This window comes from Streptomyces sp. NPDC050416 (assembly GCF_044458845.1).
GTDB lineage: Bacteria > Actinomycetota > Actinomycetes > Streptomycetales > Streptomycetaceae > Streptomyces.
On sequence record NZ_JBITII010000007.1, the window covers coordinates 1 to 25,402 of the forward strand.

Genomic DNA, 25,402 nt, shown 5'->3' on the forward strand with positions numbered 1-25,402 from the left:
ATCACCGTCGGAGACCGCGACGTCACCCAGCTCGCCCCGCAGAAACGAGGCCTCGGCTTCGTGTTCCAGCAGTACCTGCTCTTCCCGCACATGACGGTCAGTGAGAACGTCGCCTTCCCCCTCACCCTGCGCGGAGTGCCGAAGCACGAGATCCGCAAGCGCGTCGGGGAGACCCTGGAGATCGCCGGCCTGTCCGGGTTCGGCGGCCGCAAGCCGCGTGAGTTGTCGGGTGGTCAGCAGCAGCGTGTGGCGCTGTGCCGGGCGCTGGTCTACCGCCCGCCGGTCATCCTCATGGACGAGCCGCTGGGCGCGCTGGACAAGAAGCTCCGCGACCAGCTCCAGGTCGAGATCAAGGCCATCCAGCAGGAACTCGGCCTGACCGTCATCTACGTGACGCACGACCAAGAGGAGGCGCTGGTCATGTCCGACCGGATCGCGGTGATGCGCAACGGCCTGATCGAGCAGTTCGACACCCCGAGGGAGCTGTTCGAGCGGCCCAGGACCCCGTTCGTGGCGGACTTCCTGGGCGCGGCCAACTTCCTGCCCGGCCGCGTGCTGCAGAACACCGATGAACACACTGTCGTCCGCCTCACCGAGTCCGGCGGTCTGCTGAAGGCACGACGCCACGACCTGGCCTCCGGCACCCCGGTCAAGGTCGCCGTCCAGCCGGGCCGGCTGCGGGCCTGCGCCCCGGACGACGGTTTCTGTACCGGCACGGTCGAGACAGCCACGTACGTCGGCACTCTGGTCCGCGCGGGGGTGCGCATCGACGGCGGCGACGCGCCGCTGCTGCGCCTTGAGGTACCGGCCGGCCGCGGGCCCGTCACCGGCGAGCGGATCGGCATCACCGTCGACCCCGAGGACGTCAACCTCTTCCCCGTAGAACAGGACGGGTGACCCATGGCCGCCACCCTCACCGCCAACGCCCCCGCCCGACCCCGCAAGCTGCTGGCCTCCCGCCGCACCCGGGCCGGGATCCTCTACGCGCTGCCGGTCGTCGTCTACCTGCTGGTGCTGTTCGTCTACCCGATCCTCAGCACGCTGTTGCTCAGCCTGAAGAACACCGACGGCTCCCTCACCCTGCACTGGTACGCCGACGCGTTGACCGGGGTCAACCTCTCGGTGCTGTTCACCACGCTGCGGATCTCCGCCGAGACCGCGCTGCTGAGCCTCGTCTTCGGCTTTCTCCTCGCCAACGCGATCTCGCGCCTCAAGCCCCTGTGGGCGGGCCTGGCGATGCTGATCGTGGTCGTGCCGCACTTCATCAGCGCCCTGGTGCGCACCTACGGCTGGATCATCCTCCTCGGCGACAAGGGCCTGGTGAACGAGACCCTGACCGGCCTGTCGGTACCGGGGGCACCCTTCCAACTGCTCTACAACGAGATCGGCGTGGTCATCGGCACCACCTCCATGATGCTGCCCTACACCGTGCTGCTGCTGTACGGCGTGATGCGCGGCGTGGACCGCCGCCTGCTCGCGGCGGCCTCCAGCATGGGCGCCGGACGCGTGACGATCTTCCGCCGGATCTACCTGCCCCTGGTCGCCCCCGGGCTGGCCAGTGCCGGACTGCTCAGCTTCATCCTCTCGCTGGGCTACTACATCACCCCCGCCCTGATGGGCGGCCCCAACCAGACGATGATCGCCACCCTCATCAACCAGCAGGTGACGAAGGAGAACCAGTGGAACGGGGCGGCCGCCCAGGGCGTCATCCTGCTGCTGCTCACCTTCGCGGGACTGCTGCTGGTCAAGGTCATGACCTCCTTCGGCGCCAGCCGTAAGAAGCGGAGGACGTCATGATGGAGCTGCGCAAGACCATCGCCGGACGGATCGCCCTGACCGCCGTCGCCACCGTCATCCTGCTGTTCCTGGCCCTGCCGATCGTCGTCATCCTGATCACCTCCTTCAGCAACAACGCCTTCGCCTCCTTCCCACCGGAAGTGTGGACACTGAACTGGTACAAGGCACTGTTCGCCGACGGCAGCAAATGGCCGGCCGCCCTGACGCTCAGCGCGTTCGTCGCCTGCCTGAGTACCGTCTTCTCACTGATCATCGGCGTGACCGCGGCGACCGCACTGACCCGAAGCGAACTCCCGCTGCGCTCCGCGGTCTACGCCCTGGTCCTCGGACCCCTGCTCATCCCCCAGATCGTCACCGCCCTGGGCCTGTTCCTGCTCTTCGAACCCGCCTCCATGCTGGGCAGCCCCATCGCCATCGCCCTCGGCCACACCGTGCTCGCCTCACCGATCGCGGTACTCATCCTCATCGCGACCCTGCACGGCATCGACGAACGCCTCGAGGACGCCGCCGCCAGCATGGGCGCCGGACGCCTCACCATCGCCCGGCGCATCACCTTCCCCCTCGCCGCCCCCGGCATGATCGCCGCCGCGATCTTCTCCTTCATCACCAGCTTCGACGAGTTCTACATCTCCCAGTTCCTCTCCTCCGTCGACACCGTCACCCTCCCAGTACAGGTCTACAACTCCCTCACCTTCGACATCGACCCCAGCGTCACCGCGATCAGCGCCATCCTCATCGCCTTCGCCATCCTCGCCCTCGCCCTGGTGGCCCTCGTGCGCTGGCTCGGCTCCGGACGGCAGAACTCCCTGCTGTCGGTCGAGAACACCGCAGGGATCGCCAACCCCGGAGGCGAGGCCGTATGAGGGTGTGAGTCCACCCTTGCGTTCGGCACGGTCGGGTAGCCGGGAGCGGCAGGCGGAGAGCCGTCCCGGCGCGGCCGGACGTCGCGCGCGGTCGACGGCTCGGGGAGGTGGTTCACCCGATGGCGCGCACCCCTTTCCACGGCTCCGGGGCCGATGTGGCCGGGCTGGCGGCGGCGCTGAGTGAGGAGGTGGACGCCGAGGTCAGGTTCGACGCGGGCAGCCGGGGCGCCTACTCGACCGACGGGCCCGCGTACCAGTCGCTGCTGGTCCTCGGCTACGACGACATCTGCACGGCCGCCGACGACGTCCCCCGCCCGCTGGAGCACTGCGCCCCCGGCCAGTTGGAGGCCCTGGACGGGCGCATGGCCCAGCTGATGCGCGAGGAGCGCGCCTACCTGGAGTCCCTGGACGCCCTGCCGGAGGACGACAGCTGGCTGATGCTGCAGTTCTTCGGCGACAGCCGGGACGCCGTCGACGAGCAGGCGCATGCCCTGCTGGGGGCCATCGGCCGGTCCGAGAGGGACCGCACCGTCACCTTCTCCGACGACCCGAAGCGCGAGCAGCGGATGCCCAAGGCCCGTGAGGCCGGGCTCGGCGTCACCGCACGGCCGCCCCACGACCGGGAGACGTGGGAGGGCTGGGAGGACTCGGCCGTCCCGCCCGAGCGGCTCGGCGACTATCTGCGGGACCTGAGGAAGCTGTTCGGGGAGTTCGACTACGACCGCCCGTCCCTGTACGGGCACTTCGGGCAGGGCTGTGTCCACACCCGCATCCCGTTCGAACTCAGGACCGCCGAGGGCGTGGCCGGCTTCCGGCGCTTCGTGGGGCGGGCCGCCGACCTCGTCTCCTCCTCGAGTGGTGGCAGCGGCGCGGCACCGAGGAACCCGACCCGGCCGATCCGCGCACCGTGCTGCTGTGGCCCGACACCTTCAGCGCCTACTTCCACCCCTCGGTCGCCCTCTCGACCGTGCGCGTTCTGGAGGCCGCCGGGTTCCGCGTTGCCGTGCCCGCCGGGCCGGTGTGCTGCGGCCTGACCTGGATCTCCACCGGCCAACTGGCCCGCGCGCAGAAGGTGCTGCGCCGCACCCTCGACACCCTGCGGCCGCATCTGGACGCGGGCACCCCGGTCATCGCCCTCGAACCGTCCTGCACCGGCGTCTTCCGCGCCGACGCCCCCGAGCTGATGCCCGCCGACCCGGACGTGCGGCGGCTGGCCGGGCAGGTCCGCACCTTCGCCGAACAGCTCGTCCACCACGCGCCCGACGGCTGGCGACCCCCTCGGCCGGCCCGGCGGGCGACGGTGCAGACCCACTGCCACCAGCACGCGATCACGAAGTTCGACGCGGACCGCGAGCTGATGCGCCGCGCCCGTCCCGACGCCGACGTCCTCGACGAGGGCTGCTGCGGCCTCGCCGGCAACTTCGGTTTCGAGCACGGACATCACGAGGTCTCGATGGCCGCCGCCGAGCAGGGTGTCCTGCCCGCCGTCCGCGGGGCGGCTCCCGGCAGCCTGCTGCTCGTCGACGGCTTCGGCTGCCGCACCCAGATCGACCAGGGCGACACCGGGCGGCGTGCCCTGCACCTGGCCGAAGTAACTGGCCCTCGGCATGGAGGGCACCCTCCCGTCCGAGCATCCGGAACGCCTGGCCGCGCGTCCCGGCCGGCCCTCCCGCACGGCCCGGTGGACGGCCACCGCCGGCGCCACCGCCCTCGCGGCGACCGCCGCGGCGGCGGCCGGCCGGGCCGCCCTGCGGTCGCTGCGGCGCGAGTAGTCACGCCCTGCCGAAGCCGGTATTCCTTGCAAGGCTATCGACACGCTCCGTATCGGCACTCTTACGCTTGGTCAGGTACCGGGTCGCCTCGGTGTCGAGTCGCGGCAGTCGCTGCACGGATTTACCTTGGCGACACGGCATGAAGCGAAAGCAGGCCACAACGGCACAGGCAGCCGCGTTCCGGCGCGGGGCGAGTGTCTGGGAGGATCATCATGGCCGTCGAGATCCAGCCCCTTCTGAAGCCCTCTCGGCTCAGGCGCCGCGGAGGCTTGTGGGGCGAATGCCTTTCGGAGTTCCTGGGGACCTTCGTCCTCATCTCCTTCGGTTGCGGCGTGGTCGCGATGGCGGTCGCGGCGCTGCCCGGCTCAGGGCGTACCGAGGGGCCCACCACGTTCTTCCTCGGTGCCGGGGACTGGTTGCTGATCACCTGGGGATGGGCCATGGCCGTGATCCTCGGTATCTATGTGGCCGGCGGGGTGAGCGGTGCGCACATCAATCCGGCGGTGACGCTGGCCTTCGCCGTTCGCCGCAAGTTCCCGTGGGTCAAGGTCGTCCCCTACTGGGTGTCACAGGTGCTCGGCGCCCTGGCCGGCGCGGCACTGGTCTACGCCGTGTACCACGACGCCATCAACACCTTCGACGACGCCATGAAAGGGCCGAAGACGGGCGGGCACACCCTCGCCTCGTTCTCGATCTTCTCCACCTTCCCGGCGCCGTACTTCCACGGCGGCATCTGGGGTCCGCTGATCGACCAGGTCGTCGGCACGGCCTTCCTGGTCATGCTGGTGGTGGCGATCATCGACCTGCGGAACACGGCCGTGAAGGCGAACCTCGGCCCCCTCGTGATCGGGTTCGTCGTGGCGGCCATCGGCATGTCCTTCGGGGCGAACGCGGGCTACGCGATCAACCCGGCCCGCGACCTGGGCCCCCGCCTGTTCACCTGGATGGAGGGCTGGGGGGAGCTGGCGTTCCCAGGCAGCTTGTCGGGGGCGTTCAGCGCCTACTGGTGGATCCCGATCGTCGGACCGCTCGTCGGCGGCGTGATCGGGGTGCTGGTGTACGACCTGTTCATCGGTGACGTGCTCCACGTCCGGGCGCAGCAGGGCGAGCCGCTCCCGGAGACCGGCCGGACCCGCCCCACCACCTCCGACGAGGAGTGAGCCGGGGCAGTGAGCCGGGGCCCGGTCACCCGTCGCCCTCCAGGTCGCCCTCCGTCTCCAGGTACACCTGCCGCAGGCCCTCCAGCACGGCCGGGTCGGGCTTCTCCCACATCCCGCGGCTCTCGGCCTCCAGGAGGCGTTCGGCGATGCCGTGCAGGGCCCAGGGGTTGGCCTGCTGGAGGAACTCGCGGTTGGCCGGGTCCAGGACGTAGGTCTCGGTGAGCTTGTCGTACATCCAGTCGGCGACCACGCCGGTCGTGGCGTCGTAGCCGAAGAGGTAGTCCACAGTGGCGGCGAGTTCGAAGGCGCCCTTGTAGCCGTGGCGGCGCATGGCCTCGATCCACTTGGGGTTGACGACCCGGGCGCGGAAGACGCGGGAGGTCTCCTCGACGAGGGTGCGGGTGCGGACCGTCTCGGGGCGGGTGGAGTCGCCGATGTACGCCTCGGGGGCGGTGCCGCGCAGCGCCCGGACGGTCGCCACCATGCCGCCGTGGTACTGGAAGTAGTCGTCGGAGTCGGCGATGTCGTGCTCGCGCGTGTCCGTGTTCTTCGCGGCGACCGCGATCCGCTTGTAGGCCGTCTCCATCTCGTCCCGCGCCGGGCGGCCGTCGAGTTCGCGGCCGTAGGCGTAGCCGCCCCAGACGGTGTAGACCTCGGCGAGGTCGGCGTCGGTGCGCCAGTCGCGGGAGTCGATGAGCTGGAGCAGGCCGGCGCCGTACGTGCCGGGGCGGGAGCCGAAGATGCGGGTGGTGGCGCGGCGTTCGTCACCGTGGGAGGCGAGGTCCGCCTGGACGTGGGCCCGTACGTGGTTGGCCTCGGCCGGCTCGTCCAGCGACGCGGCCAGGCGTACGGCGTCGTCCAGCAGGCCGATGGTGTGCGGGAAGGCGTCGCGGAAGAAGCCCGAGATGCGCAAGGTGACGTCGATGCGGGGGCGGCCCAATTCCTCGTACGGGACGGGCTCCAGGCCGGTCACCCGGCGGGAGGCGTCGTCCCAGACGGGGCGGATACCGAGCAGGGCGAGTGCCTCGGCCACGTCGTCGCCCGCCGTGCGCATGGCGCTGGTGCCCCACAGGGAGAGGCCGACGGAGGTGGGCCAGTCGCCGTTGTCGGTGCGGTAGCGCTCCAGGAGGGAGTCGGCGAGGGCCTGGCCGGTCTCCCAGGCGAGGCGGGAGGGGACGGCCTTGGGGTCGACCGAGTAGAAGTTGCGGCCCGTCGGGAGGACGTTGACCAGGCCGCGCAGGGGGGAACCCGAGGGGCCCGCGGGGACGAAGCCGCCCGCGAGCGCGTGGACGGTGTGGTCGACCTCGGCGGTGGTCGCGGCGAGGCGCGGGACGACCTCGCGGGCCGCGAACTCGAGGACGGCGGCGACCTGTTCGCCGTGTTCGGCGGGGACCGCGGCCGGGTCCCAGCCCGCGTCCTCCATCGCCTGGACCAGGGCGCGGGCCCGCTCCTCGGCCGCGTCGGCGGTGGTGCGGGTCGCGGCGGACTCGTCCAGGCCGAGGGCCTCGCGCAGGCCGGGCAGGGCCGTGGCACCGCCCCAGATCTGGCGGGCCCGCAGGATGGCGAGGACGAGATTGACGCGGTCGGCGCCCATCGGCGGGTTGCCGAGGACGTGCAGGCCGTCGCGGATCTGGGCGTCCTTGACCTCGCAGAGCCAGCCGTCGACGTGCAGGAGGAAGTCGTCGAAGCCGTCGTCGTCCGGGCGGTCCTCCAGGCCGAGGTCGTGGTCGAGCCGGGCGGCCTGGATGAGGGTCCAGATCTGGGCGCGGATCGCCGGGAGCTTGGCGGGGTCCATGGAGGAGATCTGGGCGTACTCGTCGAGGAGTTGTTCCAGGCGCGCGATGTCGCCGTAGGAGTCGGCGCGGGCCATGGGCGGGACGAGGTGGTCGACGAGGGTGGCGTGCACGCGGCGCTTGGCCTGGGTGCCCTCGCCGGGGTCGTTGACCAGGAACGGGTAGATCAGGGGGAGGTCGCCGAGGGCGGCGTCGGGGCCGCAGGCGGCGGACAGGCCGGCGTTCTTGCCGGGCAGCCACTCCAGGTTGCCGTGCTTGCCGAGGTGGATCATCGCGTCGGCGCCGAAGCCGCCGTCCTCGGCGCGGGCGGCGATCCAGCGGTAGGCGGCCAGATAGTGGTGGGAGGGCGGCAGATCCGGGTCGTGGTAGATCGCGATCGGGTTCTCGCCGAAGCCGCGCGGGGGCTGGATGAGGATCAGCAGGTTGCCGAAGCGCAGGGCCGCGAGGACGATGTCGCCCTCGGGGTTGCGGCTGCGGTCGACGAACATCTCGCCGGGGGCCGGGCCCCAGTGCTCCTCCACGGCCGTGCGCAGTTCCTCGGGGAGCGTGGCGAACCAGCGGCGGTAGTCGGCCGCCGGGATCCGCACCGGGTTGCGGGCCAGTTGCTCCTCGGTGAGCCAGTCCTGATCGTGGCCGCCCGCCTCGATCAGTGCGCGGATCAGCTCGTCCCCGTCGCCGGAGGCCAGGCCCGGCACGTCCGCATCCGTTCCGAAGTCGTAGCCCTCGTCGCGGAGCCGGCGCAGCAGGGCGATCGCGCTGGCGGGGGTGTCCAGGCCGACCGCGTTGCCGATGCGGGAGTGCTTGGTCGGGTAGGCGGACAGGACCAGCGCGAGGCGCTTGTCGGCTGGCCGGATGTGGCTCAGCCGGGCGTGGCGTACGGCGATTCCGGCGACGCGGGCCGCGCGCTCGGGGTCGGCGACGTAGGCCGGGAGGCCGTCGGCGTCGATCTCCTTGAAGGAGAACGGGACGGTGATGAGGCGGCCGTCGAACTCGGGGACGGCGATCTGGCTGGCCGCGTCGAGCGGGGAGACACCCTCGTCGTTGTCCGCCCAGTCGGTCCGTGAGCCGGTGAGGCACAGAGCCTGGAGGATCGGCACGTCGAGGGCGGTGAGCGCACCCGCGTCCCAGGACTCGTCGTCGCCGCCGGCCGATGCCTCGGCGGGCCTGGTGCCGCCGGCGGCGAGGACGGTGGTGACGATGGCGTCGGCGGCGCGCAGTTCCTCGATCAGCTCGGGCTCGGGGGCGCGCAGGGAGGCGACGTACAGGGGCAGGGGCCGGCCGCCCGCGTCCTCGATCGCGTCGCACAGGGCGCCGACGAAGGCGGTGTTGCCGCTCATGTGGTGGGCCCGGTAGTAGAGCACGGCGACGGTCGGGCCGTCGGTCTCCCGGCCCTCCCGGGGCAGCGGGCCCCAGGTGGGGGCGGCCGCCGGGGCCTCGAAGCCGTGGCCGGTGAGCAGGACCGTGTCGGAGAGGAAGCGGGCGAGCTGCTCCAGGTTGGCGGGGCCGCCGTGGGCGAGGTAGGCGTGGGCCTCGGCCGCGATGCCGATGGGGACCGTGGAGGACGCCATCAGCTGGGCGTCGGGGGCCTGCTCGCCGGTGAGGACGACGACCGGGCGGCCGTCGGCGAGGAGCAGGTCGAGTCCGTCCTGCCAGGCCCGGATGCCGCCGAGCAGGCGTACGACGACCAGGCCGACGCCGTCGAGGAGGGCGGGGAGGTCGTCGAGGGCGAGGCGGGAGGGGTTGGCGAAGCGGTACGGGACCGGGCCGGCGGCCGCGCGGGCGCTGAGCAGGTCGGTGTCGGAGGTCGACAGGAGCAGGATGCGGGGGTTCGGGAGTCGTTCCCCGGCTGAGTGCAGCATGCGGCGGCTGGCCTTCCTCGGGGTGTCCGCGCCCCGGGCGGGTGGTGGGACGGCGGGAGTTCCTGGCTCGCCCGGCCGGTGGGGGCCGGGCTCACAGTGGCGGGACCGCGCCGGATTCGCACCGGGCTTCCTCCCCTGTCGCCGTCGTGGCGTCGGCGGACCGGATGATCCACCGAGGAGCATAGTAAGGGGCGGGGGAAAAGGGCGGGGCATACACCGGGTGTGATGGTAGGTATGCTCGCCGCCATGTCCACGCCTGCCCTCCGTTCATCGCCCCAGGCCACAGCGGTCTCCCGGGACCGCGGTGACGCCTGCCCTGGGACGCTGCGGCTGCACGCGGCGGACGACGGCGCGCTGGCCCGAGTCCGGGTCCCCGGCGGGGTCCTGACCGTGCGTCAGGCGGATGCGCTCGCCGACGCGGCGGGGCGGCTGGGCGACGGCGACCTGCATCTGACCTCGCGCGGCAACGTGCAGTTGCGAGGTCTGGACGGCGGCTGCGGCGGGGAGTTGGCCGGGCTGCTGGACGCCGCCGGGCTGCTGCCCTCGCGCGGGCACGAGCGGGTGCGCAACATCGTGGCCTCGCCGCTGTCCGGTCTCGACGGGCGGGGCGCGCTGGACGTACGGCCCTGGCTGACGGCCCTCGACGCGGCGCTGTGCGCGACCGAGGCGGCACAGGCCCTGTCGGGGCGTTTCCTGTTCGCACTCGACGACGGGCGCGGAGACGTGGCCGGGCTCGATGCCGATGTGACGGTACGGGCGGCGGCGGACGGCGGTGCGCACCTGGCCCTCGGAGCGGCCGGAGAGGCGCTGGCTGTCCCAGTCGGGGAGGCGGCGCGGGCCGCGCTGCTGGCGGCGGAGACGTTCCTGGAGGCGGTCCGGGAGAGCGGGGCACAGGTCTGGCGGGTGGATGAACTCGCCCTGCCTGAAGGCGAGTTGCTCGATGCTGTCGGCCGGCGTCTGACCGCCGAGGGCATACGCCACGAACGGCGGGCCCGGGAGACCGGCCGCATGGACGGACCGCCCCCGGGAGTCGTCGGTGACGGCCTCTGCGTGCACGTCCCTCTGGGGCGGCTCTCGGCGGACCAGTGGCGGGAACTGACGCGCGTCGCCGCCGGTGAGCTGCGTCTGACGCCGTGGCGCGGTGTGGTTCTTCCCACACAGGGGACCGACGCCGACGAGTCCCTCGCCCGCCTCGCCGCCACCGGCCTCGTGACCGACCCCCACTCCCCCTGGCTGCGCGTCGGCGCCTGCGTCGGCAGGCCCGGATGCGCCAAGTCGCAGGCCGACGTACGGACCGACGCGGCCGAAACCCTCGGCGCGGTCCCCCAGCACGGCCTGCCCCTGTACTGGTCCGGCTGCGAACGCCGCTGCGGACACCCCCGGGGCGACCGCGTCGACGTGGTCGCCGCTCCGGACGGCGGCTACCGGCTCTCCACCGCCGTACGCGGCGAGGAACCCCGGACCAGCACGATGAACGACCCCACCCGACTCGCCGCCGCCCTGGCGGAGATCACCTCATGACCACTCCTACGACGACCGAGAGCAGCGAGAAGACCACCGTGACCACGTACGACTACGAGAAGGACGGCGCGGCCATCTACCGTCAGTCCTTCGCCACCATCCGCGCGGAGGCGGACCTCGCGGCCCTGCCCGCCGACGTCAGCCAGGTCGCGGTCCGGATGATCCACGCCTGCGGGATGGTCGACCTCGTACGGGACCTGGCCTACACGCCTGCCGTGGTCGCCCGGGCCCGTGCGGCCCTGCGCGCGGGCGCGCCCATCTTCACCGACGTGCAGATGGTGGCCAGCGGGGTGACGCGCAAGCGGCTGCCGGCCGGCAACGACGTGCTCTGCACGCTCTCCGACCCGTCCGTGCCGGAGCTGGCCGCGAAGCTGGGGACCACGCGCAGCGCCGCGGCGATGGAGCTGTGGCGGGACCGGCTGGAGGGCTCGGTGGTGGCCGTCGGCAACGCGCCGACCGCGCTGTTCCGGCTGCTGGAGATGATCGAGGAGGGGGCTCCGCGCCCGGCCGCCGTGATCGGCGTGCCGGTGGGCTTCGTCGGGGCCGCCGAGTCCAAGGACGCCCTGGCCGCGCATCCGTCCGGTCTCGAGCACCTGGTCGTGCGCGGCCGTCGCGGCGGCAGCGCCATGGCCGCCGCCGCGCTCAACGCGATCGCGAGTGAGGAAGAGTGAGCGGCGAGCAGTCCACAGCGGGGCGGCTGTACGGAGTCGGGCTCGGTCCGGGTGACCCGTCCCTGATGACCCTGCGGGCCGTGGAGGTCATCGCCGAGGCGGACGTGATCGCGTACCACAGTGCCCGGCACGGCCGGTCGATCGCCCGTTCGATCGCGGCGCAGCACATCCGCGCCGACCACATCGAGGAGCGGCTGGTCTACCCGGTCACCACCGAGACCACCGACCATCCCGGCGGTTACCAGGGCGCGATCGAGGAGTTCTACGCCGAGGCGGCGGCCCGGCTCGCCGCGCACCTGGACGCGGGGCGGACGGTCGCGGTCCTCGCCGAGGGCGATCCGCTCTTCTACGGCTCCTACATGCACATGCACAAGCGACTCGCCGACCGCTACGACACCGAGGTGATCCCCGGCGTCACGTCCGTGTCCGCCGCCGCCGCGCGGTTGGGCACGCCGCTCGCCGAGGGCGAGGAGGTGCTGACGATCCTGCCGGGCACCCTGTCCGAGGAGGAGCTGACCGCACGTCTCGCCTCGACCGACGCGGCCGTGGTGATGAAGCTGGGACGGACCTTCACCAAGGTGCGCAGTGCGCTGGAGGGTTCGGGGCGGCTGGACGACGCCCGGTACGTCGAGCGGGCCACCATGGCTGGGGAGCGGCTGGCCGTACTGGCCGACGTGGACGCGGAGTCGGTGCCGTACTTCTCGGTGGCCGTGCTGCCCAGCCGGGTCGACGCCGAGCGGCAGGAGAACCCGGAGCGGGGCGAGGTCGTCGTGGTCGGGACCGGGCCGGCCGGTCCGCTGTGGCTGACGCCCGAGACCCGGGGTGCGCTGGCCGCCGCCGACGACCTGGTCGGCTACACGACCTACCTCGACCGGGTGCCGCGGCGGCCCGGGCAGGTCCGGCACGGCTCGGACAACCGGGTCGAGTCGGAGCGCGCCGAGTTCGCCCTCGACCTGGCCCGGCGCGGGCGGCGGGTCGCGGTCGTCTCCGGCGGCGACCCGGGCGTGTTCGCCATGGCGACGGCCGTCCTGGAGGCCGCGTCCCAGGAGGAGTACGCCGACGTCCCGGTGCGGGTGCTGCCGGGCGTGACCGCCGCCAACGCGGCAGCGGCCCGGGCGGGCGCCCCGCTCGGCCACGACTACGCCGCGATTTCCCTCTCCGACCGGCTCAAGCCCTGGGAGGTCATCGCCGAACGGCTGCACGCTGCGGCCTCGGCGGACCTGGTCCTCGCCCTGTACAACCCCGGCTCGCGCAGCCGCACCTGGCAGGTGGGCAAGGCCCGCGAGCTGCTGCTGGAGCACCGGGCACCGGACACCCCGGTCGTGGTGGCACGGGACGTGGGCGGCACCGGCGAACGCGTCCGGATCGTCCGCCTGGCCGACCTGGACCCGGCCGAGGTCGACATGCGCACGATCCTCCTGATCGGCTCCTCCCAGACCCGGGCCGTCCGGCGCGGGGGCGGCGAGGAGATCGTGTGGACGCCGCGCCGGTATCCGGAGGCGTGAGGGGGCACGGGGGCGACTCGCCGCGTGCCGGAAAACTCCTCGCCGCCTTCCCGGAGACCGGAGAGCAGGCCTGGGCGCGGACGGGGGCGAGGCCGTGCACCGGACAACCCCGGCCGGGCCGGGGCGCCCCGGGGCCAGGCCGGATCTCCAACCTGGCCGGGAACCCGCGCTCGCGGACGCGCGAGGCCGGGGCCGCCCGGGTGGTCCACGCGCACGACGTCGGCACCGACATCGGCATCGAGGTCGGCCAGGGGCATGGCGGCGAACGGACCGGGCGCCCCGACCCACCGAGCCGCCCTGGCCGGCGTCCGCCTGTTCAACGCCCCCGGAAAACAGACCACCCGGACACGGACACGAGGCGGGGCCGCGCACCGGGCGACCGCGGCCGGGTCGGGGCGCCTCCGGCCCGGCCGGCTCCCGGTCAGCCCGGCTCCCGGTCAGCCCGGCTCCCGGTCAGCCCGGCTCCCGGTCAGCCCGGCTCCCGGTCAGGCCGGTTTCAGCCGGTCGCCGGGAACCCACGCCCGTGGGACCACTCCCCGACCCACCGCGCCGCCTCCTCCGGCCCGGGCACGACCGGGACGCCCTCGGGGACCGGGGGACGGCGGATCACGAGGACCGGCAGGCCGGCCTCCCGGGCCGCCGTGAGTTTCGGGGCGGTGGCCGCTCCCCCGCTGTCCTTGGTCACCACGACGTCGATACGGTGCCGGCGCAGCAGCTCGCGTTCGCCGTCGAGGGTGAACGGGCCGCGGTCGAGCAGCACGTCCATGCGGGACGGGTGCGGGGGCTCGGGCGCGTCCACGGACCGGACCAGGAACCACAGGTCGTCCAGACCGGCGAACGCGGCCAGGCCCATGCGTCCGGTCGTGAGGAACACGCGCCGGCCCAGCGCGGGCAGCAGCCGCGCGGCCTCCTCCAGGGAGCCGGCGTCGTGCCAGTCGTCGCCCTCGACGGGGACCCAGCCGGGGCGCCGCAGGGCGAGCAGGGCAACATGGGCGGTGGCGGCGGCCCGCGCCGCGTGGAAACTGATGGTCCCGGCGAAAGGATGGGTGGCGTCGATGAGCACGTCCACCCGGTGCTCGCGCAGCCACGCGGCCAGCCCCTCCGCCCCGCCGAAGCCGCCGATCCGGACCTCGCCCGGAGGCAGGCGGGGGCTGGCCACCCGCCCGGCGAGGGAGCTGGTCAGGGTCAGGCCGGGCGTGTCGTGGAGCAGTTCGGCAAGACGGCGGGCCTCCGTGGTGCCGCCGAGAATCAGTACGTGCATGGAAGTCCAGGTCCGTTCATGAGCAGCGAAGTGAAGGGCGGCCGCAGGGCCCAGCTGGAGCACACCGGCCTGCGGCCCGGCTGGACCACCGGCGCCTGTGCGACGGCGGCCACGACAGCGGCATACACCGCCCTGCTGACCGGCGAGTTTCCCGACCCCGTGACCATCACCCTGCCGAAGGGGCAGACGCCGTCGTTCGCGCTGGCCGTCGAGGAGCTGGGAGACGGGCACGCGACGGCGGGGGTCGTGAAGGACGCCGGGGACGACCCGGACGTCACGCACGGCGCACTGGTCCGGGTCACGGTACGGCGGCTGCCCGCCGGGTCCGGGGTGGTGTTCAAAGCAGGTCCCGGGGTCGGCACCGTCACCCGCCCCGGCCTGCCCCTGCCCGTCGGCGAACCGGCCGTCAATCCGGTCCCCCGGCAGATGATGCGCGACCACGTCGCCGAGGTCGCCGCCCGGCACGACGCCCAGGGCGACGTCGAGATCACCGTCTCCGTCGACCACGGCGAGGAGATCGCCCGCTCCACCTGGAACCCCCGGCTCGGCATCCTGGGCGGCCTGTCCATCCTCGGCACGACCGGCATCGTCGTCCCGTACTCCTGCTCGGCGTGGATCGACTCCATCCGGCGGGGCGTGGACGTCGCGCGGGCGGCGGGGCGCAGGCATGTCGCCGGGTGCACGGGGTCGACGTCGGAGAAGACCGTCGTGGCCGAGTACGGGCTGCCCGAGGACGCCCTGCTCGACATGGGCGACTTCGCGGGCGCCGTGCTCAAGTACATCCGCCGCCACCCCGTCGACCGCCTGACCATCTGCGGCGGCTTCGCCAAGCTCTCCAAGCTCGCCGCCGGGCACCTCGACCTGCACTCGGGCCGCTCCCAGGTCGACAAGGGCTTCCTCGCCGAGCTGGCCCGGCGCGGCGGCGCGGACGAGGCGCTGGCCGCCGAGGTGGCGGACGCCAACACCGGGCTCGCCGCGCTCCAGTCGTGCCTGGCCGCCGGGGTGCCGCTCGGCGACCTGGTCGCCACGACCGCCCGCGACGAGGCCCTGACCGTGCTGCGCGGGGCGCCCGTCGTGGTCGACGTGATCTGCATCGACCGGGCCGGGACGGTGGTCGGGCGCAGCACGCCGGCCTGACGACGAAGGCCGCTCACCGCGTTCAGCACACGTGGCGTTCCCGCTCCGGCGAGTACAGGTGGCTGTCCCGGAACTGTTCCGCCCCGAGCGTCCGCCCCACCATGATCACGGCCGTGCGCAGCACACGGGCCTCCTTCGTCTTCCCCGCGATCTCGTCGAGGGTGCCGCGGATGATCAGCTCGTCGGGGCGGGAGGCGTAGGCGACGACCGCGGCGGGGCAGTCGGCGCCGTAGTGCGGGAGGAGCTCGGCGACCACGCGGTCCACGTACCTGGCGGCCAGGTGCAGCACGATCAGCGCGCCGCTGCGGCCGAGGGTGGCCAGGTCCTCTCCCTCGGGCATGGCGGTGGCCCGGTTGGCGACGCGGGTGAGGATCACGGTCTGGCCGACGGTCGGCACGGTCAGCTCCCGCTTCAGGGCAGCGGCCGCGGCGGCGAAGGCGGGGACGCCCGGGACGACCTCGTAGGGCACCCCGGCCGCGTCCAGCCGCCGCATCTGCTCGGCGACCGCGCTGAACACGGCGGGGTCCCCGGAGTGCAGCCGGGCCACGTCGTGCCCCTCCTCGTGGGCGCGCAGCAACTCGGCGGTGATCTGGTCCAGGTCGAGCTGCGCGGTGTCCACCAGCCGGGCGTCCGGCGGGCATTCGGCGAGCAGTTCGCGCGGGACCAGGCTGCCCGCGTACAGACAGACCCGGCAGGCGGCGAGCGTGCGGGCGCCGCGCACCGTGATCAGGTCGGCGGCACCGGGTCCGGCGCCGATGAAGTACACGGTCATCTGTCTGCTCCTGAAGAAGGTCCTGAAGAATGTCCTGAAGAATGTCCTGAAGACGTGTCGGGCGTTTTCCGTACGGCCCACTGGGTCACGGGCATCGCCTGCCGCCACCCGGTGAAGCCTCCCACCGGCACGGCGTGTGCCACGGCGAGCCGCACGAGTTCGCCGCCGTGGCGCCGGTGGGCGTCGGCGAGCAGGGCCTCGGACTCCAGCGTCACGGTGTTGGCGACCAGCCGCCCGCCGCCGGGCAGCGCCTCCCAGCAGGCGTCGAGGAGGCCGGGCGCGGTGAGCCCGCCGCCGACGAACACGGCGTCGGGGGGCGGGAGTTCGGCGAGGACGGCGGGCGCCGCGCCGGTGACGACGCGTAGTTGGGGCACGCCGAGCCGGTCGGCGTTGCGGCTGATCCGTGCGGCGCGCGCCGGGTCCCGCTCCACGGTGACCGCGCGGCACGACGGGTGGGTGCGCATCCACTCGACGGCGATCGAGCCGGAGCCGCCGCCGATGTCCCACAGCAGTTCGCCGGGTGCGGGGGCGAGCACGCCGAGCGTGGCGGCGCGGACGTGCCGCTTGGTGAGCTGCCCGTCGTGCTCGTACGCCTCGTCCGGGAGCCCGGGCACGGCGCCGAGCCGCAGGGCGTCGGGAGCATGGCGGCACTCCACGGCCACGATGTTGAGCGGATCGCCGGGCGGCCGCTCAGCGGGCCAGTCGTCGGCGGTGGACTCGGCGGTCACGCGTTCCCGGTCGCCGCCGAGCTGTTCGAGGACGCGCATCCGGCTGGGCCCGAAGCCCCGGTCCCGCAGCAGGGCGGCGACCTCGCCGGGGGTGCCGGCGTCCGCGCTGAGGACGAGGAGCCGCCGGTTGTCGTGGAGGGCGGCGGCCAGGCGGGCGGCGGGCCGGCCGACGAGCGTGACGACCTCCACGTCCTCCAGCGGCCAGCCGAGCCGGGCGGCGGCGTAGGAGACGGAGGAGGGGTGCGGCAGGACGCGCAGGGCGCCGGTCTCCTCGGCGAGGGCGCGGCCGATGCCGTAGAACATGGGGTCCCCGCTGGCCAGTACGGCGATCCGGCGGTCGGCGTGCGCGGCGAGCAGGCCGGGGACGGCGGGCCGCAGCGGCGAGGGCCAGGCGACGCGCTGCCCGGTGCACTCCGGCGGCAGCAGGTCCAGCTGGCGGGGCCCGCCGATGAGGACCTCGGCGTCGCGAAGGGCGGTGCGGGAGGCGTCGGGCAGTCCGGCCCAGCCGTCGGCCCCGAGCCCGACGACGGTCACGGCGGCGGTCGGTGCGGGGGGTTCGGGGGTCACTGCGCGGTACCTCGGGGCTCGGGGGCAACAGAGGCGCACTCTACTGGGCGCTGACCAGCACACCTCTGCTCGGGGGCAGCTGCCCCGGCCCGGCGCGGTGACCGCCCCGGCCCCGTCCCGCGCGAGGCGGCTCCCGGGTCAGGGAGAGCCGGGGCGCCGTCGCGCTCGGGGACTGAAGACGTACAGGTCGAGGATGTCGGGCCGCGGGGCCACGCCCGGGCCGCCCTCGCGGACCCAGGAGACGACGTCCTCGGTCGCGGCCGGGTCGTTGACCAGCCCGAGCCACACCGGGCGGGCGCCGGCGGCCCGGCCCTCGGCGGACGGCTGGACGACGATGACGTTGGCCTGGTCGCAGACGTCGAGACACGCGGAGATCCGCACCGGCCCCGCCGCGCGCAGCCGCTCGGTCTGGGCCGCGTGATCGACCCCGGTCACCTTGCCGCTGCCGCAACAGCAGTCCCGGCACACGACGATGCGGCAGGGTGCCCGGCCGGTCGCCGTTCCGTCCAGGGGATCGTCGGTCACACCGGCTTCCTCGTCGTTCCGTCCTCACGCTGCCGCCGATCATCATTCCATGAGGCCGTCAGGTCGCCAGGGGCTGGTCCGGACAGGTTCGGATACCGTTCGGGCGGATCCGGGCGAGACGTGGGGAGGCACGATGGGTTCGGGCGGACGGCAAGGGCCTGGGAACGTGACCTGGCAGCTGATGGGTCTCGCGACGCTCGTCGTCGGCGTGGCCATGGCCCTGGAGGTCCGCGGGGCGCTGGACCGGGAGCGGGAGTTCCGTGCCGCGCCGGCCTGCGCCTCCGTCCCGGTGAACGCGTCGGCGTGCCGGTGGGAGCAGGAATTCAGCGTCCGGAAGGCCGACCTGAACCGCGGGCGGCGGAACGGCTCACCGGAGGCGGAGCTGCTGCTGCCCTCCGGCAAGCCCTGGCACGTGACGTTCCGGCGGACCGATCCGGTCCTTTCGGAGCTCGAGCCGGGCGAGAAGGTCGTCGGCCTGATCTGGCACGGGCAGGTCGTAGAGGTGCGGGACGGCGACGGGCACAGGCAGCAGACGTCCCACGGGCCGGTGGGCTGGTCCGAGGACCGCCTCGGCGGTGCGCTCGCCTGTTGCGCGTTCGGTCTGCCCGCCCTCGTCGGCGGGGTGTGGCCGCTGTTCGCGCGGGGCGACCGGCGGCACGCGGCAGCGGGACGCGTGGTGCGGTGGCACGGCGTCTGCATGGGCGTCGCGGCCCTGTTCACCCTGTGGGCGCAGAGCGCCAACGGCTGGCCGTTCTGGGCGATTCCGGCGATCTGGGGACCGCTCGCGCTGCTCGGCCTGGTCTCCATGACGGCCTTCGTCCTCGCCGCCCTGCGCGGCGACATGGACGACGAGACCCCGCCCGTCCCGGAGCCGGCACCGGCGTCAGGTCACTCCTGACCCCGGAGGCCGTCGGGGAGCCCCGAAGCGTCGCACAGTCCCGCCCTGCCGCAGGCGGCGGCCCGGGCCCGGACGGGGACGCCGTTTCTGCGCAGCACCTCGCGGACGTCGAGGATCAGTGGGAAGACCTCGTGGTTGCGGTCCTCGCCCTGCTCGTCCCAGGCCCGCTGCTCGGCTTCCACGGCCATGCGGTCCTCGGCGAACACCCGCTCGGTGAAACGCCTGATGAACGGCCAGGCCACCTGGAGCAGGCCGGGGATCCGGGGCTTCTCGATCATGAGCAGGCCGAAGGCGTGACACGTGCGCTGCTCGGCGTCCTCGGGCACGTAGGCGGCCCAGAGTCGGAAGGCGGGGCGGTCGGCGTTCTCGGGGACCAGGTCGAGCGTCTGGTACGGGTACTCGGTGCGGATCGTCATGACGTCGGCGGTGCCGCCCCCGAGGCCCTCGGCCGCCAGCAGCCCGGCGCTGCGGTTGCGCTTTCCCCCGGTGTGGGTGAACAGGTACCTGGCCTCCACGGACCGCTCGTCGGCCTCGTATCCCAGCAGGTCGGGGTGGAGCCTGCCGACGACGCCCCGGTGGAGGAACTGGTGGTTCATGTCGAGGAGGTTCTCGTGCAGGAACGAGTAGTGGCAGCGCACGGTCCGGGAGTACGTCATGGTCCGGTACCGCGGGGAACCGAAGGCGGGCAGATGCGGCAACGGCGTGGCCGCAGCCAGCCGCGGGTCGCCGGGGAAGACGAAGACCAGGCCGTACGCCTCGCGCACGGGGTAGCCGCGCACGCCGCGGGGCGGCCGGCGATCGCCCTTGGCCAGGTACGGGATCTGCGAGATGCGGCCGTCGCCGCGATATGCCCAGGCGTGGTAGCGGCAGCGGAGCGTCTCGCCCTCCACGACGCCCATGCTCAACGGCACCTGCCGGTGGGCGCACCGGTCCTCCAGCGCGTGCACGTCGCCGCTCTCTGAGCGGAACAGGGCGATGCGCTCCCCCGCGAACGCGGCCGCCAGCACCCTCCCGGTGCGCACCCGCCGGGACAGGGCGACCGGATACCAGTGGTCCGGGTGCGCGCCCACCCTGCGCAGATCGGCCTTGGCGGGATCCGGGTCGGTGTGCTCCGAGTGCTCGGCGGCGAGGGCGGTGGCCCTGTCGGTCTCGGTCATACCTCTCCTCGCAGGGGGACACGGCACGGACAGCCACCCTCACCCTGACCGCGGCCCCGCGCCGGTGCCCCGCCGGAGGGTCCGGACGGGTGACCGGCTCGTTCAGGCGCCGCGCAGCGGGTTGGGCAACGGCAGGTAGCGCGCGTCCGCGCCGTTCGCGCCGGTCCAGCGCAGCAGCAGGTTCGTCTTGCCGGGGAGGGTGGGTGAGGCGAGCAGGGCGGGGATCTCGGGGACGTCGTGGCGGGCGAGTTCGCGGCGGGCCGCGGGCCAGGGGTCGAAGCCGGGGTGGCGTTCCACGAGGGCTCCGGCGATCTCGCTGAGGTGGTTGACGACGAGGCAGTACACGAGCCGCTGCCAGCCGGCTTCGCGCGAGACGTCCGGCAGCAGTTTCACGCCCTCGGCGTCCCGGTACAGCGCCTGCACGGGCATGCCGCCGGCGTCCACGGCGACCAGAGTGTTCTGGAGGTGCGCCTCGAGGACGACACCGTGCCGGGCGAAGGCCGTCAGGGCCGGGGGCACCACCCGCGCCAGGTACGCCGCCCACCAGGCCCCGGGGTCGGCGGCCCGGTCGAGCGGGCTGCCGTCGAAGCCCTCGACGAGACCTGCGGCGAGCAACGGGGTCGCGCCGGGCAGGAGACGGCCGCCGAAACCGTCCCGGACGAGGACGGCCAGGGCCTCGAAGGCGAAGTCGGCGGTGCGGTACCCGCGGTCGCTCAGCCAGGCCGGGGGGCCTTCGAACGCGTCGAGGGCGGCGCGCACGGCCGTGTCGGTGCGGCGCAGGGCGAGCAGGTCGTGCCGCCACAGCCGGCGGATGTCGTTGGTGATGCGCACGTCCAGGCTGAACTTCAGGAAGAGGTCGGGCCCGGGCGCGTAGAGCGTGCGGATCGCGGCCGTCGGCCAGGTGTCGGGGGCGGTCGTGCCGAGCCGGACGAGTCTGCCGTCCGCGAAGGCGTCGGCGAGCTCCGCGCCGACCAGGTCGAGCTGCCAGGGGTGCGCGGGCAGCAGCCGGTAGCCGGGCGGGGCCGTGCCGAGGGCGTCGAGGGCCGAGGTGTCGCCCTCCTCGACGACGGTGTCCTCGCGCAGCCCGAGCAGGGTCAGCGGGAAGCGGGCGTACGCCTCGGGCGCGTAGGGCAGCCAGCCGGCGGCGGGGCCGCCGCCGCGCGCCTTCGGGGCCGGGTGGTGGGTGTGGCCGGTGAGGAGGCACTGCTCGGAGCGCCGATAGGGGTCGTCGGGCGGGGTGGCCCGGGCGCGGGCGGCCAGCAGCGCGGCCACGGCGTCCCGGCTGTCGATCATCTCGGCGGGAAGTTCGTGGTTGGACAGCCCGGTGTGCCGGCGCAGTTCCTCGGCGACGAGTTTGACCAGTTCGGTGTGGCCGATACGGTGCCAGCCGCCGGCCGTGCGGACCTCGGGCGCGGCGGGCCGCCGCGTGCCGCGCACGCGCAGCAGGCGGTCCGCGCCGGGCAGGTGGTGGACCCGGTGCTCGCCGATTTCGCTCACCGGCCGCGCCACCTCCCGCAGCAGGCAGTTCAGCAGCGGCACGGCGGCATACGCGTCGGCCCGTTCGGCGAGGCCGCCGGTGACCGGGTCGTCCTGGGCGGGGACACCGTGTGCGGAGTCACCATGGGCACAGTCACCGTGGGCGGAGTCGTCGCCGTCGGGCGGGGGCATGAGGTCCACGCTTCCACTCGTTCCCTGCGGTCCTTGAAGGATTTCCGGACTTCCGGGCGGAGATGATCAGTATGCGTGCCGTCGTCATCCCGTCGTGACGCCCTATTCGTACCCGAGGAGCCCGCCCGTGCACCGTACCCCCACCGCCGAGGCCGAGGTCGCCGACGAACTGGCCGTCGTGCGGCCCGGTCTTCTGCCGCGGTACGAGGCCGGACTGCCCGGTGCCCGGGCGGCCGTGCTGTCCCGGCTGTGGCGCGGTCTCGCCCACGACCCGCTGCCCTGGGTCACCCACCGCGAGCAGGGCGGAGACGGGCTGACCCTGTACCTGCCGGACGGCCGCCGGCTGCACGGCCCGCGGCCGGATCCGTACGCGACCGGCGCGTACGTCACCGTCGTACGGCTCGACGAGGCGGAGTACGACGATCCGGCCCGGCTGGTGACGGACCTCGCCGTACCGCACTCCGCGTCGTTCGCCGCTGAACTCGCGCACAGCGTCGCCTCGTTGGCGCTGTCGAGGGCGGGACAGGAGGGGCACGCTGCCGACGGGTGGCCGCAGAGCGACTGGGAGTGGGAGCAGCGGATCATCGACGGGCATCCGTTCCACCCCACGTGCCGGTCCCGGCCCGGTTTCTCGGTGGCGGAGCAGCTCGCCTACGGGCCCGAGCACCGGCCGCTGGTGGAGCTGGGGCTGGTTCCGGTGCGGGCGGAGGAGTGCCTGGTGACGGGGGCGTGGCCGCGGGAACTGCGGGACGGGGAGCGGGTGGTGCTGCCGGTGCACCCGTGGCAGGCGGCGCATGTGCTGAAGCGGGTGTGCGAGGAGCGGCGCGCCGGGCACCCCCTGATGGCACTGCGGACGCTCGCGCTGCCCGGCGGGCCGCACGTCAAGACCTCGCTCAGCGCCCGGCTGACGTCCTCGGTGCGGGACATCTCGCTGGCCTCGGTCGCCGCGTCCGCGGTGCTGTCGGACTTCGCCGGGACGCCGGCGGCGCACACCGACGGCCTGCTGCACATGACCCGCACCCTGGGCGCGGCGGCGGCCGGCTCCCCCGACTTCGCGGCCGTCCTGCGCGAGCCCCCGGAGACGTACACGACGTCCGGCGAACGGGTCCTGCCGGTGGCGGCACTCGCCACGACCGAGCTCCCCCGCTCCCCCGCCTGGCTGGCCGCCTTCGCGCGCCTCGCCCTCACCGTCGGTCTGCGGCTGCTGGAGCTGGGCGTGGCACTGGAGGCGCACGGCCAGAACCTCCTGGTGATCCTCTCGTCGGCGGGCGATCCGCTGCGGCTGGTCTACCGCGACCTGGCCGACATCCGCGTCAGCCCGGCCCGTCTCGCCCGGCACGGCATCGCGGTGCCCGACCTGCCCGCCCGTATGGTCACGGACGACGAACGGGCACTGCGGCGCAAGCTGTTCGGCTCGCTGGTGGCGGGCGCCCTGGCCGGCACGGCGGGGTCGGGGGCGGCGCTCACGCAGGCGCTGGAGACGGCCGTACGGGATCTGCCCCGCACCCCGGACCTCGCGGCGCTGCGAGCGGAGCCCCTGCCCACGAAGGCGCTGACGCTGATGCGGCTCTCGCCGCAGACGCCCGGCGACCAGTGGGCGGACCTGCCCAATCCCCTGGTCTGAGCCCCGTTTTGGAGCACGGCACCCCGGATCAATAAGATCCGCCGATGATCACAAGAAAACGGCTGGCGGCGGGCGTCTGTGCCCTGCTCGCCGCGCTGACGGCCGGGCTCGCCTTCCCGGCCGGAGCGGCAGCCGGTGAACCCACCGGCCAGGACGCCCCCAAGGTCGACCTCGTCCTCGATGTCAGCGGCTCGATGCGGGCCCGCGACATCGACGGGCAGTCGCGGATGGCCGCCGCGAAGCAGGCGTTCAACGAGGTGCTCGACGCGACACCGGAGGAGGTCGAGCTCGGCATCCGCACCCTCGGCGCGAACTACCCGGGCGACGACCGGAAGACGGGCTGCAAGGACACCGCGCAGCTCTACCCGGTCGGCCCGCTGGACCGCACCGAGGCCAAGACGGCCGTCGCCACGCTCAGTCCGACCGGCTGGACGCCGATCGGCCCGGCCCTGCTGAAGGCGGCCGACGACCTGGACGGCGGCGACGGCTCCAAGCGCATCGTGCTGATCAGCGACGGCGAGGACACCTGCGCGCCGCTCGACCCGTGCGAGGTGGCCCGCGAGATCGCCGCCAAGGGCATCGGCCTGACCATCGACACGCTGGGCCTGGTGCCGACCGCCGAGCTGAGCAGGCAGCTGAGCTGCATCGCCGAAGCCACCGGCGGCACGTACACCTCGGTGGAGCACCAGGACGAACTCACCGACCGGGTCAACCAGTTGGTGGACCGGGCGGCCGACCCGGTGGTGACGCCGGTGCCGGCGGAGGGCGCCGCCGAGTGCGCGAAGGCACCGGAGCTGAAGTCGGGGCTGTACACGGACCGGGAGGAGTTCGGGCAGCAGCGCTGGTACCGGGTGGACGTGCTGCCGGGCCAGGAGCTGCGGGCCTCGGTGAGCGTGGCGGCCGACCGGGCCGTGAACCCCGGCTACGGGGTGCTGCTGCGGGCGGTCACGACGCACGGCCGGGAGATCGTGCGCGGCGAGGCGGCCGGCAACGGCCGTACGGATGTCATCTCGGCGGGGCTGAGGTACCCCGAGCCCGAGCGTGAAGACTCCGACGGGGACAAGCCGGCCGCGGAGACCGTGTGCCTGGCGGTCACCCACTCCTTCTCGCCGGCCTCCGGGGTGAAGACCACGCCCGGGCTGCCGCTGGAGCTGACGGTCGACGTCGTGGACGGCCCGAGCCGGGCTGGTGACGTGGCCTCCTTCGGCCTCGGCCGCGGCTGGTGGCTGCTCGGTGCGCTGATTCTCACCGGCTTCCTCGCCGGTCTTCTCTGGGGCTGGCTCTCGCGCTGGCGGGTCGCGGTCTGGAGGACCAACTGATGCGAACCATACGTGCGTTGAGCGCCGCGCTGCTGACCCTCGGACTGGCGGCCGCTCCGGCCGCGGCCGACGCCTCGCCGAGTCCCTCGCAGGACTCCTCGGCGGCACCCACCCGGGCGGGCACCTCCTTCCGTACGGCCACGGAGTTCGAGCAGGGGCAGCGCGCCACGGCGAGCGGCTCCACGGGCGACTACCTGTACTGGTCGTTCCCCGCCGACACCGGGCAGCGCCCCACGGTCAGGGCGACGGTGAAGCTGCCGGACACCCACGCCGCGCAGACCTGGCAGATCGACGTGTACGACGGCCTGCGCCGCCGCCAGGCCTGCCAGTACGGGGCACAGACCCGCACCGCGGCGGCGGACACGCCCTCCGTGGAGCTGGCCTGTGTGCTGCGCACGGTCCGCGCCTGGTCGGAGCCGTGGGCGAACGACCCGCTGCCCGGCACGTATTACATCCGGCTGACGGCGACCGGCGTCCCCGCCTCCGACCTGGGCCTCCCGGTCGGCACCGAGGTCCGGGCCGACTCCAAGGACATCGGCGGCGCGGCGGCGGTGGACGGCTCGCTGTCCGAGCCCCTGGTGCCGGGCATCGCGACGAAGCCCGAGGACGAGCAGGAGAACGCGGCGGTGCTGGCCGGTCTCGAACCGGAGGACGGCTGGGCGTCCGGCTGGTGGTCGGACCGGTGGGTGTGGACGGCGGTGGGCGGCGTGCTGGCCGCGCTGGCGGGTGTCGGCGGGTACGCGCTGACACGCGGCGCGGGACGGCCCGTGCGGGTGCCACCGAGCGCCTGACACCTCATCAGAAG

General features: G+C 73.7%; 21 protein-coding genes and 1 riboswitch. Of the genes, 14 read left to right on the forward strand and 7 right to left on the reverse strand.

Features of this window, described 5'->3' with window-relative positions:
* The 6 genes from ACIBL4_RS22180 to ACIBL4_RS22205 form a co-directional block, all read left to right on the forward strand.
* Nucleotides 1-897: ABC transporter ATP-binding protein (locus ACIBL4_RS22180; RefSeq protein WP_399412614.1), on the forward strand; the 897-nt coding region annotated here is incomplete at its 5' end.
* A 3-nt stretch (nt 898-900) separates the two neighbouring features.
* The gene (locus ACIBL4_RS22185) at nt 901-1,797 is read left to right on the forward strand and encodes an ABC transporter permease (protein ID WP_399412616.1); all 897 of its coding nucleotides are present in this window, start codon (nt 901-903) and stop codon (nt 1,795-1,797) included.
* Entirely contained in the window at nt 1,794-2,660 is an 867-nt protein-coding gene (locus tag ACIBL4_RS22190) for an ABC transporter permease (RefSeq protein ID WP_399412619.1), read from the forward strand. Before ACIBL4_RS22185 ends, ACIBL4_RS22190 begins: the two co-directional genes overlap by 4 nt.
* Nucleotides 2,661-2,779: 119 nt before the next feature.
* Nucleotides 2,780-3,694 carry an FAD-binding oxidoreductase gene (locus tag ACIBL4_RS22195; protein WP_399412621.1) on the forward strand — a complete coding sequence of 305 codons (915 nt, stop codon included), beginning with the start codon at nt 2,780-2,782 and terminating at the stop codon, nt 3,692-3,694.
* Nucleotides 3,628-4,575 carry a (Fe-S)-binding protein gene (locus ACIBL4_RS22200; RefSeq protein ID WP_399413471.1) on the forward strand — a complete coding sequence of 316 codons (948 nt, stop codon included), beginning with the start codon at nt 3,628-3,630 and terminating at the stop codon, nt 4,573-4,575. The genes ACIBL4_RS22195 and ACIBL4_RS22200 overlap by 67 nt, the downstream gene beginning before the upstream one ends.
* Nucleotides 4,576-4,644: 69 nt before the next feature.
* Nucleotides 4,645-5,592, forward strand: a complete 948-nt coding sequence (locus ACIBL4_RS22205) for an MIP/aquaporin family protein (protein ID WP_399412623.1) — start codon at nt 4,645-4,647, stop codon at nt 5,590-5,592.
* A 25-nt stretch (nt 5,593-5,617) separates the two neighbouring features.
* On the opposite strand, the gene cobN is transcribed toward ACIBL4_RS22205, so the two are convergent.
* A complete protein-coding gene (gene cobN, locus ACIBL4_RS22210; protein ID WP_399412625.1) occupies nt 5,618-9,244 on the reverse strand; it encodes a cobaltochelatase subunit CobN in 3,627 nt (1,208 codons plus the stop codon).
* 56 nt (nt 9,245-9,300) lie between these two features.
* A riboswitch (cobalamin riboswitch) is annotated at nt 9,301-9,377 on the reverse strand.
* Between the two features lie 101 nt (nt 9,378-9,478).
* Between cobN and cobG the strand changes: the two genes are divergently transcribed.
* From cobG to ACIBL4_RS22225, 3 genes are read left to right on the forward strand one after another with little or no spacing between them, the layout of a single operon-like run.
* The gene (gene cobG / locus ACIBL4_RS22215; RefSeq protein WP_399412627.1) at nt 9,479-10,765 is read left to right on the forward strand and encodes a precorrin-3B synthase; all 1,287 of its coding nucleotides are present in this window, start codon (nt 9,479-9,481) and stop codon (nt 10,763-10,765) included.
* Nucleotides 10,762-11,436, forward strand: coding sequence for a precorrin-8X methylmutase (locus ACIBL4_RS22220; RefSeq protein ID WP_399412629.1), 675 nt, complete (start codon nt 10,762-10,764; stop codon nt 11,434-11,436). Before cobG ends, ACIBL4_RS22220 begins: the two co-directional genes overlap by 4 nt.
* Complete coding sequence (locus ACIBL4_RS22225; protein WP_399412631.1) at nt 11,433-12,941, forward strand: precorrin-2 C(20)-methyltransferase; 1,509 nt, start codon at nt 11,433-11,435, stop codon at nt 12,939-12,941. Before ACIBL4_RS22220 ends, ACIBL4_RS22225 begins: the two co-directional genes overlap by 4 nt.
* Nucleotides 12,942-13,437: 496 nt before the next feature.
* Here the strand turns inward: ACIBL4_RS22225 and ACIBL4_RS22230 are convergent, their stop codons facing one another.
* Nucleotides 13,438-14,202, reverse strand: coding sequence for a cobalt-precorrin-6A reductase (locus ACIBL4_RS22230; RefSeq protein WP_399412633.1), 765 nt, complete (start codon nt 14,200-14,202; stop codon nt 13,438-13,440).
* Nucleotides 14,203-14,220: 18 nt separating this feature from the next.
* Here ACIBL4_RS22230 and ACIBL4_RS22235 point away from each other — a divergent pair, with 18 nt between their 5' ends.
* On the forward strand, nt 14,221-15,339 hold the full coding sequence (locus ACIBL4_RS22235; RefSeq protein ID WP_399412635.1) for a cobalt-precorrin-5B (C(1))-methyltransferase: 1,119 nt from the start codon (nt 14,221-14,223) through the stop codon (nt 15,337-15,339).
* 22 nt (nt 15,340-15,361) lie between these two features.
* On the opposite strand, the gene cobM is transcribed toward ACIBL4_RS22235, so the two are convergent.
* The 3 genes from cobM to ACIBL4_RS22250 all read right to left on the reverse strand — a co-directional run bounded on the left by cobM (nt 15,362) and on the right by ACIBL4_RS22250 (nt 17,931).
* Entirely contained in the window at nt 15,362-16,111 is a 750-nt protein-coding gene (cobM, locus tag ACIBL4_RS22240; RefSeq protein WP_399412637.1) for a precorrin-4 C(11)-methyltransferase, read from the reverse strand.
* Nucleotides 16,108-17,406 (reverse strand): precorrin-6y C5,15-methyltransferase (decarboxylating) subunit CbiE, encoded by a 1,299-nt coding sequence (gene cbiE, locus ACIBL4_RS22245; RefSeq protein ID WP_399412639.1) that lies wholly within the window; start codon nt 17,404-17,406, stop codon nt 16,108-16,110. The genes cobM and cbiE overlap by 4 nt, the downstream gene beginning before the upstream one ends.
* A gap of 138 nt (nt 17,407-17,544) precedes the next feature.
* A complete protein-coding gene (locus tag ACIBL4_RS22250; protein WP_399412641.1) occupies nt 17,545-17,931 on the reverse strand; it encodes a (2Fe-2S) ferredoxin domain-containing protein in 387 nt (128 codons plus the stop codon).
* A 166-nt stretch (nt 17,932-18,097) separates the two neighbouring features.
* On the opposite strand from ACIBL4_RS22250, the gene ACIBL4_RS22255 reads away from it, so the two are divergent.
* Nucleotides 18,098-18,829: a hypothetical protein gene (locus ACIBL4_RS22255; RefSeq protein ID WP_399412643.1), complete on the forward strand. Its 732-nt coding sequence runs from the start codon at nt 18,098-18,100 to the stop codon at nt 18,827-18,829.
* Here ACIBL4_RS22255 and ACIBL4_RS22260 read toward each other — a convergent pair.
* Nucleotides 18,820-19,986: a Rieske 2Fe-2S domain-containing protein gene (locus tag ACIBL4_RS22260; protein WP_399412645.1), complete on the reverse strand. Its 1,167-nt coding sequence runs from the start codon at nt 19,984-19,986 to the stop codon at nt 18,820-18,822. The two genes, ACIBL4_RS22255 and ACIBL4_RS22260, sit on opposite strands and share 10 nt — an antisense overlap.
* Nucleotides 19,987-20,088: 102 nt before the next feature.
* Nucleotides 20,089-21,654: an IucA/IucC family protein gene (locus ACIBL4_RS22265; protein ID WP_399413473.1), complete on the reverse strand. Its 1,566-nt coding sequence runs from the start codon at nt 21,652-21,654 to the stop codon at nt 20,089-20,091.
* Nucleotides 21,655-21,781: 127 nt separating this feature from the next.
* Between ACIBL4_RS22265 and ACIBL4_RS22270 the strand changes: the two genes are divergently transcribed.
* Genes ACIBL4_RS22270 through ACIBL4_RS22280 form a run of 3 tightly spaced genes read left to right on the forward strand, consistent with a single transcriptional unit; the run spans nt 21,782 to nt 25,388 of the window.
* The gene (locus tag ACIBL4_RS22270) at nt 21,782-23,278 is read left to right on the forward strand and encodes an IucA/IucC family protein (protein WP_399412647.1); all 1,497 of its coding nucleotides are present in this window, start codon (nt 21,782-21,784) and stop codon (nt 23,276-23,278) included.
* 44 nt (nt 23,279-23,322) lie between these two features.
* A complete protein-coding gene (locus ACIBL4_RS22275; protein WP_399412649.1) occupies nt 23,323-24,597 on the forward strand; it encodes a VWA domain-containing protein in 1,275 nt (424 codons plus the stop codon).
* On the forward strand, nt 24,597-25,388 hold the full coding sequence (locus tag ACIBL4_RS22280; RefSeq protein ID WP_399412651.1) for a hypothetical protein: 792 nt from the start codon (nt 24,597-24,599) through the stop codon (nt 25,386-25,388). The genes ACIBL4_RS22275 and ACIBL4_RS22280 overlap by 1 nt, the downstream gene beginning before the upstream one ends.
* Nucleotides 25,389-25,402 lie beyond the last annotated feature (14 nt).